Consider the following 12,416-nt stretch of genomic DNA (forward strand, 5'->3'; position numbering starts at 1 on the left):
GGGAAAACTGTCGGGTGAAGGCTCGCGAAAGGGCAGGGCCGGCGATTCTAGGCGCCTTCGGTCAATGTCCGTGGCGGTAGTAGGTGTAGCCGAGGTTCAGCGAGATACCGCCGGGAGCGTAGCCATAGCCATACCCGTAGGGCGCGCCCCAGCCCCACCCGTAGGGCCGCGGATAGACCGCAGGCGCCACGTACACCGGGGCGGGCGCCACGTAGACCGGCGCCGGCGCGACGGCGCCGGGGCCGGAGACCACGACACCGGGTTCCGGCGTGGCGGAGCGCCAGGGCGCGTCGTTGCCGCCCGAGGGGGCCGGAAGCGGCGCGTTGTCCGCGATGGGGTGGGGATCATCCACCGGGGAGGTCATCACGCCCATCGGCGTGACCTGCACCGGCATCGTCTGGCCGGGCGGGCTGTCGGTGCGGGCGGTGTACTGGTGGCCCGCGTATTCATACGTCACCGAATAGCCGGCCACGCCGTCGGGTGTGCGGATCGGCGTGCTGCTGACCACGCGGGCCTGGGCTGGGGCGCCCTGCTGGGCGAACGCCGTTCCGGCGGCGAGGGCGGCGGCCGCCAGGGCCAGTCGGGGAATGAGAGAGGTCGATGCCATGTCTGCACCTATCCTTGTGTCGTGTTGGGAAGCAGGCGTTGGATGCGATTCGGGCCGCCGGGTTCACGCCTTCGCGCCGGCCAGTTGCGCCCAGGCCTGCGGATCGAATCCCACGGTGGCGTCGGGCCGGCCGGACCACTCCATCACGGGCCGCTTGATCAGGCTCGGGTGCTCGATGAGCGTCTGGCGCGCGGAGGCCATGTCGGTCACGCCGGCCCGGGTGGCCTCGTCCAGGCGGCGCCACATGGTGCCGCGGCGGTTGAGCACCGTCTCCCAGCCGGCCGAGGCCAGCCAGCGGTCGAGTTCGGCCTCGGGCACGCCCTGCTTCTTGAAGTCATGGAACGTATAGGCGACGCCGTTGTCGTCGAGCCAGGCGCGGGCGCGCTTGACGGTGTCGCAATTCGGGATTCCGTACAGGGTAGTCATGACCGCGAATCATGCCCCGGGGCGCGGTGGGCGACAATCCAGGTCTCCATGAAAACCCTAAGCGAATGGCTCGCGCACGCCGAGCAGCTGCACAGCAGGAACATCGAGCTCGGCCTGGACCGGGTGCGCGAGGTGGCACAGCGGCTGGGCCTGGCCTTTTCCTGTCCGGTCATCACGGTGGCCGGCACCAACGGCAAGGGCTCGACCTGCGCGATGCTCGAGTCGATCCTGGCGAACGCCGGCTACAAGACCGCCGTCTACAGCTCGCCGCACCTGGTCCATTTCGAGGAAAGGCTGCGGCTGAACGGCGAGTCGGTCGACGCCCAGGCCCTGCTGCCGCATTTCGAGGCGGTGGAGGCCGCGCGCGGGCAGACCTCGCTGACCTACTTCGAATTCACGACGCTGGCCATCCTGAACTGCATGGCGGCGCAGCCGCTGGACGCGGCCATCCTCGAGGTCGGGCTGGGCGGCCGGCTGGACGCGGTGAACATCATCGATGCCGACTGCGCCATCATCACCAGCATCGACCTCGACCACATGGATTTCCTGGGCCCGGACCGCGAGAGCATCGGCCGGGAGAAGGCGGGCATCATGCGCGCCGGGCGGCCGGCCATCGTGAGCGACCCGGTGCCGCCGGACAGCGTCATCGCCCACGCGGCGCAGATCGGCGCGGACCTCTGGCGTCACGGCACCGATTTCAACGTGTCGGGCGACAAGCAGCAATGGAACTGGGCCGGTCGGGGCCGGCGCTACAGCGGGCTGGCGTATCCGGCATTGCGAGGGGCCAACCAGCTGGTCAATGCCGCCGGCGTACTGGCGGCGCTGGAGGCACTGCGCCAGCGCCTGCCGATCACCGCCCAGGCGGTGCGCATCGGCCTGGCGCGAGCCGAGCTGCCGGGGCGCTTCCAGATCGTGCCGGGCCAACCGGCGCTGGTGCTGGACGTTGCCCACAATCCGCATGCCGTGGCCGCGCTGGCCGAGAACCTGGATGCGATGGGCTTCTACCCGACGACGCATGGCGTCTTCGGCGTCATGGCGGACAAGGACCTGGCACCGATCCTGGCGCGCATGGGGCCGCTGATCGACCGCTGGTACTTCTGCGACCTGCCCACGCCGCGCGCCGCGTCCGCGGCCGACCTGGCTGCCCGCTGGCAGGCCCAGAACGGCCGCCGCGACGTCTCGGCCACCACCCACGCCACGCCGCAGGAAGCCCTGGACGCGGCGGTCGCTGCCGCGGACCCGACTGATAGAATCGTCGTCTTCGGATCGTTCTTCACGGTGGGCGGCGTGCTCGAACACGGCACACCGCGTCTGCACGCAAGGCACCTGTAGCCGGAGCCTCGGGCAACCTTGAATTCGGGCAGCCCGCATCCACTTTCAGACATCCCGCGACTGCTGTATCAGGATCGACGTTCATGGCGCTTTTCAAGTTTCGCTCCTCGGGCCAGCCAACCAACGAGAAGCGCAACGCGCCCCCCGCGGCGCCGGCCGAAAGCGTCGAGTCCATGCGCCGCCGTGCCCGCCACCGTCTGCTGGGCGCCGCGGTGCTGGTGCTGCTGGGCGTGATCGGCTTTCCCCTCCTGTTCGACACCCAGCCGCGGCCGCTGTCCGGCGACATCCCCATCGAGATTCCCGACCGTGCCAAGGCCAAGCCGCTCACCGTGCCGGCCGGCAAGACGAGCGCTGGCGCCCAGGGCAGCCAGGCGGCCTCCGACGACGGAATCATCACCGAGTCGGCCGACGGCACCGTGATCAGCGCCAACGAGCCCTCCCGCACGGCCCGCAACGAGGCTGCCGCGCCGGAGGTCAGGCCCGAGCCGAAGCCTGAGCCCAAGGCCGAGCCGAAGCCCGAGCCCAAGGCAGAGCCGAAGGCCGAGCCAAAGGCCGAGCCGAAAGCGGAGCCCAAGTCCGAAGCCAAGTCCGAATCCAGGGACGGCAAGGACACCAGGCCGGCTGGCAAGAAGCCGGTGGACGACGAAGCGGCGCGTGCGCTCGCGCTCCTGCAGGGCAGGCCGCCGGTCAGCGCCACGCCCGGCGTCACTGCCGCTTCGAGCGACGACAGCAGTGCCCGCTTCGTGGTGCAGGTGGGTGCATTTGCCGATGCGGCCAAGGCGCAGGACGTGCGCCAGCGCCTGGAAAAGGCCGGGCTCAAGACCTACACGAACGTCGCCAAGACGCCGCAGGGCGATCGCACGCGGGTGCGGGTCGGCCCGTTTGCCTCGCGCGCCGACGCCGACAAGGCTGCCGACAAGGTCAAGGGCCTGTCGTTGCCGGCGGCGGTGCTGACTCTCTAGCGGAGACGGCAGGCGTGTCCGCGCTCGACTGGATTGCCGTGGCGCTGCTCGGCCTGTCGGTGCTGGTCGGGATCTGGCGAGGGCTCCTGTTCGAGGTCATTTCGCTGGTGGGCTGGGTGGCGGCTTTCTTCATGGCGCAATGGTTCGCGTCCGATTTGGCCGACATCCTCCCCATGGGGGCGCCGGACGCGCCATGGCGCTACGCGGCCGCCTTCGTCATCATCTTCGTCGCCGTGGCCTTCGGCGTCGGCCTGGTCGCGAGCCTGATCCGCGCGCTGGTCAAGGCCGCGGGCCTGCGTCCGGTAGACCGCACGCTGGGCGGCGTCTTCGGGCTGGCGCGAGGCGCGCTGGCGCTGCTGGTCGCCGCCGTGGCGGTGCATCTTTTTTCGCTGGAGCAAAGCGTCTGGTGGCGCGAATCGGCCAGCGCCACTGTGCTCGATGCGGCCTTGCAGAACGCCAAACCCGCCCTGCCCGGGAAACTGGCAAGCTATCTCCCCTGAGAGGAACACCCCATGTGTGGAATCGTCGGCGTTGTCAGCAACGCGCCCGTCAACCAGCTGCTCTATGACGCCATGCTGCTGCTGCAGCACCGTGGCCAGGACGCGGCCGGAATCGTCACGCTGCTCGAGCGCAAGTTCTTCATGCACAAGGCCAAGGGCATGGTGCGCGACGTCTTCCGCACGCGCAACATGCGAGCACTGCCGGGCAACGTCGGCCTGGGCCAGGTGCGCTATCCGACGGCCGGCAATGCCTACAGCGAGGAAGAGGCGCAGCCGTTCTACGTCAATGCGCCGTTCGGCATCGTGATGTCGCACAACGGCAACCTGACGAATGCCCAGGCGCTGCGTGCCGAGCTGTTCTCCACCGACCACCGGCACACCAACACCGAGAGCGATTCAGAGGTGCTGCTCAACGTGATCGCGCACGAGCTGGAACGGTCCACGCGCGGTCTGCCGCTGCAGCCACAGGAGGTTTTCGCCGCGGTGCGCAGCGTGTACAAGCGCCTGCGCGGCTCGTATGCGGTGGTCTCGCTGATTGCCGGCCACGGTCTGCTGGCGTTTCGCGATCCGTTCGGCATCCGGCCGCTGTGCATCGGCCGCAATGCCGAGGGCGCAGTGATGGTGGCCAGCGAGTCGGTTGCGCTCGAGGGATCGGGCTTCGTGCTCGAGCGCGACATCGCCCCGGGCGAGGCCATCTTCATCGACCTCGAAGGCAACGTGCATTCGCAGCAGTGCGCCGAAGGCGCGACGCGCCATCCGTGCATCTTCGAGTTCGTCTACCTGGCGCGGCCCGATTCGACGATGGACGGGATCTCGGTCTACCAGGCCCGGCTGAACCTGGGCGAGACCCTGGCCAAGCGCGTCGTGTCCACCGTGCCGCCCAGCGAGATCGACGTGATCATCCCGATCCCCGAGTCGAGCCGGCCAAGCGCGACGCAACTGGCGCACCTCCTGGGCATCCCGTATCGCGAGGGCTTCGTCAAGAACCGCTACGTGGGTCGCACGTTCATCATGCCGGGGCAGGGCGTGCGCAAGAAATCGGTGCGCCAGAAGCTCAACGTGATCGCCAGCGAGTTCAAGGGGCGCAACGTGATGCTGGTGGACGACTCCATCGTTCGTGGCACCACCAGCCGCGAAATCGTCCAGATGGCGCGCGACGCCGGCGCCCGGAAGGTCTACCTGGCCAGCGCGGCGCCGCCGGTGCGCTACCCGAACGTCTACGGCATCGACATGCCGACCAAGGATGAACTGGTGGCGCACGACCGAACCATCGAGCAGGTCCGCGAGCTGATCGGTTGCGACGCGCTGATCTACCAGGACGTCGAAGGCATGAAGCGCGCCGTGATGAAGGCCGCCGGCCCCGCGGCCCAGGCCGGCCTGGCGGGCTTCGAGGCATCGTGCTTCGACGGCGTCTACATCACCGGCGACGTCGACACCGAGTCGATCTCGCGCATGCAGGGAAGCCGCCCGCAGGTCGAGGAGGGCGACGAGGACACCTCGCGCCTGGCGCTGCCGAACCTGAGCTGAAAACGAATCTCCCAGATGAAAGACCAATCCCTTCCCGAAGGGCTGCGGCCCGAGACGTTGGCCGTGCGCACCGGCATCGAGCGCAGCCAGTACGGCGAGAATTCCGAGGCGCTGTACCTCACCACCGGCTTCGTGCAGCCGGACGCCGCCACCTCGGCAGAACGCTTCGCCAGCGGCGAGGGCTACACCTACGCGCGCACGTCCAATCCCACCGTCACCGCCTTCGAGCGGCGCCTGGCCGCGCTCGAAGGCACCGAGGCCGCGATCGGCGCCTCCAGTGGCATGGGCGCCATCCTGATGATGATCATGGGCCTGCTCAAGGCGGGCGACCACGTCGTGCTGTCGCGCTCGATGTTCGGCTCCACGCTGAACCTGTTCGCCAAGGAGTTCGGCAAGTTCGGCGTCGAGACCACCTTCGTCTCGCAAACGAACGTGGACGAGTGGCGCGCGGCCATGCGGCCGAACACCAGGCTTCTGTTTGCCGAGACGCCGACCAACCCGCTGACCGAGGTGTGCGACATCGCCGCGCTGGCGCAGATCGCCCATGACGCGGGCGCGCTGCTGGCGGTGGACAACGCCTTCGCCACGCCGCTGTTGCAGCGGCCGGTCGAAATGGGCGCCGACATCGTCATGCATTCGGGCACCAAGTATCTGGACGGCCAGGGCCGCGTCATGGCGGGTGCGCTGTGCGCGAGCCGCCAGCTCGTGACCGAGAAGTTCGCGCCGGTCGTGCGCACCGCCGGCATGGTGCTCTCGCCGTTCAACGCGTGGGTCGTTCTCAAGGGAATGGAAACGCTGGGCGTGCGGGTGAAGGCGCATTGCGACAACACCCTGGCCATTGCGCGCTGGCTGGAGGCGCAGCCGCAGGTGGCGCGCGTGTACTACCCGGGCCTGGCCTCGCATCCGCAACATGACCTGGCGATGCGCCAGCAGAACGGCCTGGGCGGCGGCGTGCTCTCGCTCGAGCTTGCCGGCGACACGCCGGAGGCGGCGCGGGCGAAGGCGTTCCACCTGCTCGACAGCTGCCGCGTGCTGTCGCTCGCGACCAACCTGGGCGACACCAAGACCATCATCAGCCACCCCGCCACCACCTCGCACGGCCGCCTGACCGAGGCGCAGCGCCAGGCGGCCGGCATCAGCCAGGGCGTGGTCCGCCTGGCCGTGGGGCTGGAGCATCACGAAGACATCCAGGACGACCTGTTGCGCGGCCTGTCCACGCTGACCGCCTGAGCAAATACAACGAATGAGCAAGACACGCACGCGCTTCGCGCCATCACCCACCGGCTTCATCCACCTGGGCAACATCCGCTCGGCCCTCTACCCGTGGGCCTTTGCCCGCGCCACCGGCGGCGACTTCATCCTGCGCATCGAGGACACAGACCTCGAGCGCTCCAGCCAGGCGGCCGTGGACGTCATCCTCGAGGGCATGGCCTGGCTGGGCCTGACGCACGACGAGGGGCCGTTCTACCAGATGCAGCGCATGCCGCGCTACAAGGAAGTGCTGGCCCAGATGCAGGCCCAGGGCCTGGTCTATCCGTGCTACATGAGCGTGGCCGAACTCGACGCATTGCGCGAGCGCCAGATGGCCGCCAAGCTCAAGCCTCGCTACGACGGCACCTGGCGCCCCGAGGAGGGCAAGGTGCTTCCGCCGGTGCCCGAGGGCGTGCAGCCCGTGCTGCGCTTTCGCAACCCGCAAGGCGGCAGCGTCGTGTGGGACGACAAGGTCAAGGGGCGGGTGGAAGTGTCGAACGACGAGCTCGACGACCTGGTCATTGCGCGCCCGGACGGCACGCCCACGTACAACTTCTGCGTCGTGGTCGACGACATGGACATGGGCATCACCCACGTCATCCGCGGCGACGACCACGTGAACAACACCCCGAGGCAGATCAACATCCTGCGTGCCCTGGGCCAGGAGCCGCCGGTATACGCCCACCTTCCCACCGTGCTCAATGAGCAGGGCGAGAAGATGAGCAAGCGCAATGGCGCCAAGCCGGTCACGCAGTTCCGCGACGAAGGGTTCCTGCCCGACGCCATGGTCAACTACCTCGCGCGCCTGGGGTGGAGCCATGGCGACGACGAGATCTTCTCGCGCGCCCAGTTCCTCGAATGGTTCGATCTCGATCATCTGGGCCGCAGCGCCGCGCAATTCGACGAGGCCAAGCTGCGCTGGGTCAACGCCCAGCACCTCAAGGCCATGGCCGACGACGCGCTGGCGCCGCTGGTGGCCGAGCAGTTGGCACGGCGCGGCATCCAGGCCGATGAGCGGCTGGCGGCCATCTGCGGCTTGTTCAAGGACCGCTGCGACACCACCGTTGCCCTGGCCGACTGGGCCGCACGCTTCTATACCGACGACGCGGTTCAGCCCAGTGCCGAAGACCGCGCCCAGCACCTCACTCCGGCAGTGATGCCCGCCGTCGCCGCGCTGGCCGACAGGCTGGAGCAATTGACGTCGTGGGACAAGCCTTCGATCGCCGCCGCCATCAAGGAAGTGCTGGCCGCGCACGGCCTCAAGATGCCGCAGTTGGCCATGCCGGTGCGCGTGCTGGTGATGGGCACGCCGCAGACGCCGTCGCTCGACGCCGTGCTCGCGCTCGCATCGCAACAAAAAATTTTGGCTCGCTTGCGAAGCGCGTAAAAATCGATATACAATGCGAGGCTCGACACCAACGCAAACGAAGAAATTCGAAGCGAGTCGCAAAGAAGATCTGAAGGGTTAAAATCCAACGGATTCGATGAGCGGCATAGGGGGTATAGCTCAGCTGGGAGAGCGCTTGCATGGCATGCAAGAGGTCAGCGGTTCGATCCCGCTTACCTCCACCAACGGAGTCGAGAAGAAGAGTGAAGACTCTTCGCAGTTCTTAGGTTTTGACCCTATCGTCTAGAGGCCTAGGACATCACCCTTTCACGGTGAGTACCGGGGTTCGAATCCCCGTAGGGTCGCCAGTCATCAGGCGGGTGAGGCAGAAAATGCCTCGCCCGGCTGAAGCGGCACAAGTGGCAGCACTTGGCTCCATCCGGAGCGAACGCTGTCTACCAGGAGTGGTAGTTCAGTTGGTTAGAATACCGGCCTGTCACGCCGGGGGTCGCGGGTTCGAGTCCCGTCCACTCCGCCAAACATGAGCCCCTGTTGCAGTCGCTGCAACAGGGGCTTTTTGTTGGGCTTCTCGTGCCTGCCGCGCAGTCCAATTAAGGGGTGGGTAAAAAACGGTCCGGCGACTTGTTAACATCGCCGAGTCGATTTTGATAAGCATCCGAGTACTACCTCAATGGCAACTGCATCGAAGAAGGCCCCCGCCGCCAAGCGCGCACCGAATCCCGCATTCATGAAGGCGCTCACCCCGAGCCCCGCCCTGGCCGCCGTGATCGGCCCCACGCCCGTGCCTCGCACGGAGGTGGTCAAGCGCATGTGGGACTACATCAAGGCGAACAACCTGCAGGACCCGCAGAACAAGCGCAACATCAACGCCGACGAAAAGCTCAAGCCCATCTTCGGCAAGGACCAGGTCACGATGTTCGAGCTGACCGGGCTGGTCGGCAAGCACCTGAGCTGATCGCGCCGCTGTCGGCTCTGCGCCCCCACAGGCTGACGTGCCGTGGGGGCGTTTTCATTGGCCGCTGCGATCTTGTCGCGACGTCGCGCATGGGGCTGCGCTGCGCCCCGGCGTCACTGCCCGCTGTTGAGCGTGGTGGTCACGGCCTGCGCTGCGCCGACCACGCTCGCCGCCATGTTCTTGAGTTGAGCCGGCTTCATTCGCGCCGCAGGGCCCGAGATGCCGATCGCCGCGATCACATTGCCGGCCGAATCGCGGATCGGCGCAGCAATGCCCCAGACGCTCTCGCGCCATTCGCCCTTGTTGACCGCGTAGCCTTGGGTGCGCACCTTCTGCATCTCCCGCGCGAAGGCCGCGGGTTCCACGATCGTCCTGGGCGTGTGTGCGACGAGGCGCGTGCTGATGGCCGCGATGCGCTGCTCGGGCTGCCAGGCGAAGATGGCCTTTCCGGTCGCAACGCAATGGGCCGGCGCGCGGCCACCGACCTCCGAGTAGGAGCGCACCGGCTCCGGGCTGTCCAGCTTGTGCACATAGACGACCTCGTCGCCGTCCAGTACCGACAGGTGAACGGTTTCCCGCGTCGACGCCAGCAGCTTGTCCATCTCCGAGATCGCGGCATTGCGGATGCTCATGCGGCCTGACAGGGCGGTACCCAGTTCCCAGACCTTCAGCGATGCGGAATATCCGGAAGTCTGCTCTTGCTTGACCGCATAGCGCAGCTCGACCAGCGCCTGGAGCAGTCGATGGACGTTGCTCTTTCCCAGGCCGAGCAGGACGGCGAGTTCGCTGACACCCAGCGGCTTCTCGCTGCGTGCAAGGACCTCCAGCAGCTGCAGTCCTTTGACGAGGGTGTTGTTCATTTGTGGATCGAGGCGAGATTGGGAGGGCGCCAATACTAGCCGAGCAGGTCATCCTGCCGCTGCGCGGCGATAGGCCTCGATTCGTGCCTTGAGTCCGGGCCTGGCGGCCGATCTTGCAAGTGCCGCCAGGTCGTGATCTGCGCCGGCCGAGCCGCGCGCGCGGCTCGCGCTTCGCACGGCCGCATGCGTCTGCACGTCGAGCCGGGACATCGATGCGGCGAGGGCCGATATTGCTGCTTCCACCTCGTTCCGGTCCACCTGCGCCGTTGCCAACCCCGCGCGCAGGGCGTCAGCACCGTCGATGGCGCCGCCGGAGGTGATCCACAGCCGCGCCTGGCCGGCGCCCACCACGTCCGCCAGCCGGGCGGTGCCGAGCACGATGCCGAACCCGGCGCCCGGAAAGGCAAAGCTCGCCGATTCGACGATCCAGCGTGACTCGCATGCCGCGAACAGGTCCGCGCCGGCGCCCATGGCGCGGCCGCTGGCCAGCGCGAGCGTTGCGAATGGCGCGGCGTGGACGCGCTGCAGCAGGAGCTCGATGCGCACGAGCCGGGCCATGAGCGAGTCGTCCGTCTGCGCGGCCAGGTCGCCGAGGTCGAAGCCGGTGCAGAAGTGCCGGCCTGTGCTGCCGAGGACGACCAGGCGCGTGCCGTCCGACTGCGCCGCGTCGAGGGCGTCGCAGAGGGACTCCACCAGCGAAGGCGACAGTGCGTTGCCCTTGTCAGGGCGATTCATGTCGAGCCGCGTGACCGCGCCGTCGCGGCGCACGAGAAGTTCGGGCGATGAGTTCATCGAATGCCTGCCGGGGGCCACAGGTTGGGAACGACGGCGTTCGAGTAGCCGGAGATGAACTCCTTGGCCTTGCCGGTCGTCGGATCGAACACGTGCCGCCTGACGCGGCCGATGTTGCCGCCGTAGACGTGGATGCTGATCGACACGCGATCGTCGTACGCGTTGCGGACGCGATGAATGTCCCCGATCGACGGCGAGACGCGGGTCGTCCTGCCAGGGTCGAGGCGTTGTTCCCGGCCCGAGCAGGCGAGCGCACCGCCTTCGACGCCAACGGCCGGCGCCTCGTAGTGCAGGTTGAACTCCGCACCGCGCAACATGCCGATCACGCCCCAGACCTGGTGGTCGTGGACCGGTGTTCCCTGTCCCGGCCCCCAAACGAAGCTGATGACGGAGAAGCGGTTCAGCGGATCCCCGTAGAGCAGGTGCTGCTGGTAGTACTGGGGATGCGGGACGGCCATCGAATCGGGCAGCCAGTCGTCGCTGCTCACGAGCGTGCGCATCAGTTCGTCCGCACCGTCGAGCAGCGCGCCTTCGGCAATGTCGCTTCGCGACACCAGCCGGGTCATGCCGCCGACGAACGCGAGCAGCTTGTTCTGCGTGTCGTCGCTCATGCCGGGTCGCCGACGGTTTCGGAGAGCTGGAGCTGGCTGCGGATTTCTTCCGAGTGCTCCCCCAGGCGCGGCGGGCCACAACGCACAGGAAAGCCCGCACCGTTGAAGCGGATGGGCGAGCCGAAGGTGCGCGTCTGCGCGCCGCCGGGCAGCACCAGGTCGCTGACCCATCCCATGTGCTGCGTCTGTGCATCATCGAGCGCGGCGGCATAGTCGTTGATTCGCGAATGCGGCACGCGTGCCTCCTTGAAAGCGTCGATCCAGTGGTCGACCGGTTGCGTTGCGAACCGCTCTTCCAGCAGCGCCTTGAGCGCACCCTGGTGCGCGGCGCGGTCGGCGGTGGTGAGAAAGCGCGGATCTTCGGCCAGCTGCGGCATGCCGACCACGCTGCAGACGTCGAGCCAGAGCTTCTGGTTGCCCGCGGCGATGGCGAAGTAGCCGTCCGATGCGCGAAAGGCCTGGTAGGGCGCATTCCTGGGGTGGGCCGAGCCCAGTCTCCCGGGACTGCGACCGTTGCCGAAATAGTCGCTGGTCTGCAGCGCGGAAATGCCGAGCGTGCAGCCGTACATCGGCACGTCGATGTGCGCGCCGGTGCCGCCCTCGCGCACGCGCACCAGCGCCGCCGCGATGGAAAAGGCCGCATAGAGGCCCGAAGCGAAGTCGGAGACCGGCACGCCGCACTTGACCGGCGGGCCGTCGGGCTCGCCCGTCACGCTCATCACGCCGGCGGCGGCCTGGATGGTGAGATCGAAGCCGCCTTCGTCGGCTCGCGGCCCGCTCTGGCCGAACGCCGAGATCGAGCAGTAGAGCAACGCGGGGTGGGCGGAGACGAAACTGTCGTAGCCGAGCCCGAGCCGGTCCATCACGCCGGGCCTGTTGTTCTCGACCACGATGTCCGCCGCGAGTATCAGCTTGCGCGCCACGGCGAGATCGTCGGGTGCCTTCAGGTTCAGAACCATCGACTTCTTGTTCCGGTTCACCGAGGCGAAGTTCTCGCTGTAGCCGGCGCTCAGCGGCGGCCATTGCCGCAGCCCGTCGCCGTCGGGCGGCTCGACCTTGATGACCGTGGCGCCCATGTCGGCCAGAAGCATGGCGCAGAAGGGACCGGCCGCGATGGAGCAGAACTCGATGACCGTGACGCCGTCGAGAGGCAGGCGGGAGCTGCTGGGTGGTGGTGGAGTCATGGGAGCATGGGTTGGCTGGCTGGCTTGGGACATTGTATCGGCGTCTTCCCTGATATTCCGA

13 protein-coding genes and 3 tRNA genes are annotated in these 12,416 nt (G+C 67.8%); 10 read left to right on the top strand and 6 right to left on the bottom strand.

Going from position 1 to position 12,416, the window contains the following annotated elements:
• Positions 1–61: 61 nt before the first annotated feature.
• Both VES41_RS13800 and VES41_RS13805 read right to left on the bottom strand, forming a co-directional pair.
• Positions 62–607 (bottom strand): hypothetical protein, encoded by a 546-nt coding sequence (locus VES41_RS13800; protein ID WP_324817851.1) that lies wholly within the window; start codon positions 605–607, stop codon positions 62–64.
• Between the two features lie 63 nt (positions 608–670).
• Entirely contained in the window at positions 671–1,033 is a 363-nt protein-coding gene (locus VES41_RS13805; protein WP_324817854.1) for an ArsC family reductase, read from the bottom strand.
• A gap of 36 nt (positions 1,034–1,069) precedes the next feature.
• Between VES41_RS13805 and folC the strand changes: the two genes are divergently transcribed.
• The 10 genes from folC (at position 1,070) to VES41_RS13855 (ending at position 8,908) form a co-directional block, all read left to right on the top strand.
• Positions 1,070–2,365, top strand: coding sequence for a bifunctional tetrahydrofolate synthase/dihydrofolate synthase (gene folC, locus VES41_RS13810; protein WP_324818085.1), 1,296 nt, complete (start codon positions 1,070–1,072; stop codon positions 2,363–2,365).
• A gap of 83 nt (positions 2,366–2,448) precedes the next feature.
• Positions 2,449–3,327, top strand: coding sequence for an SPOR domain-containing protein (locus tag VES41_RS13815; RefSeq protein ID WP_324817857.1), 879 nt, complete (start codon positions 2,449–2,451; stop codon positions 3,325–3,327).
• A 14-nt stretch (positions 3,328–3,341) separates the two neighbouring features.
• The gene (locus tag VES41_RS13820) at positions 3,342–3,827 is read left to right on the top strand and encodes a CvpA family protein (protein WP_324817860.1); all 486 of its coding nucleotides are present in this window, start codon (positions 3,342–3,344) and stop codon (positions 3,825–3,827) included.
• Positions 3,828–3,839: 12 nt separating this feature from the next.
• Positions 3,840–5,354 (top strand): amidophosphoribosyltransferase, encoded by a 1,515-nt coding sequence (gene purF / locus VES41_RS13825; protein ID WP_324817863.1) that lies wholly within the window; start codon positions 3,840–3,842, stop codon positions 5,352–5,354.
• A 15-nt stretch (positions 5,355–5,369) separates the two neighbouring features.
• Complete coding sequence (locus tag VES41_RS13830) at positions 5,370–6,584, top strand: O-succinylhomoserine sulfhydrylase (RefSeq protein WP_324817865.1); 1,215 nt, start codon at positions 5,370–5,372, stop codon at positions 6,582–6,584.
• Between the two features lie 13 nt (positions 6,585–6,597).
• Positions 6,598–7,992 (top strand): glutamate--tRNA ligase, encoded by a 1,395-nt coding sequence (gene gltX, locus VES41_RS13835; RefSeq protein WP_324817868.1) that lies wholly within the window; start codon positions 6,598–6,600, stop codon positions 7,990–7,992.
• Between the two features lie 109 nt (positions 7,993–8,101).
• Positions 8,102–8,177, top strand: a tRNA-Ala gene (locus VES41_RS13840).
• A 47-nt stretch (positions 8,178–8,224) separates the two neighbouring features.
• A tRNA-Glu gene (locus tag VES41_RS13845) sits at positions 8,225–8,300 on the top strand.
• Positions 8,301–8,393: 93 nt separating this feature from the next.
• Positions 8,394–8,470 (top strand) — tRNA-Asp (locus VES41_RS13850).
• Positions 8,471–8,623: 153 nt separating this feature from the next.
• The gene (locus tag VES41_RS13855) at positions 8,624–8,908 is read left to right on the top strand and encodes an SWIB/MDM2 domain-containing protein (RefSeq protein ID WP_324817870.1); all 285 of its coding nucleotides are present in this window, start codon (positions 8,624–8,626) and stop codon (positions 8,906–8,908) included.
• Between the two features lie 113 nt (positions 8,909–9,021).
• Here the strand turns inward: VES41_RS13855 and VES41_RS13860 are convergent, their stop codons facing one another.
• The 4 genes from VES41_RS13860 to VES41_RS13875 are packed head-to-tail and all read right to left on the bottom strand — an operon-like array spanning position 9,022 to position 12,355.
• Positions 9,022–9,768 carry an IclR family transcriptional regulator gene (locus tag VES41_RS13860; protein ID WP_324817872.1) on the bottom strand — a complete coding sequence of 249 codons (747 nt, stop codon included), beginning with the start codon at positions 9,766–9,768 and terminating at the stop codon, positions 9,022–9,024.
• Between the two features lie 48 nt (positions 9,769–9,816).
• On the bottom strand, positions 9,817–10,560 hold the full coding sequence (locus VES41_RS13865) for an enoyl-CoA hydratase/isomerase family protein (RefSeq protein ID WP_324817874.1): 744 nt from the start codon (positions 10,558–10,560) through the stop codon (positions 9,817–9,819).
• Positions 10,557–11,171: a cysteine dioxygenase gene (locus tag VES41_RS13870; protein ID WP_324817877.1), complete on the bottom strand. Its 615-nt coding sequence runs from the start codon at positions 11,169–11,171 to the stop codon at positions 10,557–10,559. The genes VES41_RS13865 and VES41_RS13870 overlap by 4 nt, the downstream gene beginning before the upstream one ends.
• On the bottom strand, positions 11,168–12,355 hold the full coding sequence (locus tag VES41_RS13875) for a CoA transferase (protein ID WP_324817879.1): 1,188 nt from the start codon (positions 12,353–12,355) through the stop codon (positions 11,168–11,170). Before VES41_RS13875 ends, VES41_RS13870 begins: the two co-directional genes overlap by 4 nt.
• Positions 12,356–12,416: the final 61 nt, after the last annotated feature.

It is taken from the genome of Variovorax sp., from assembly GCF_035634955.1.
GTDB lineage: Bacteria > Pseudomonadota > Gammaproteobacteria > Burkholderiales > Burkholderiaceae_C > Variovorax.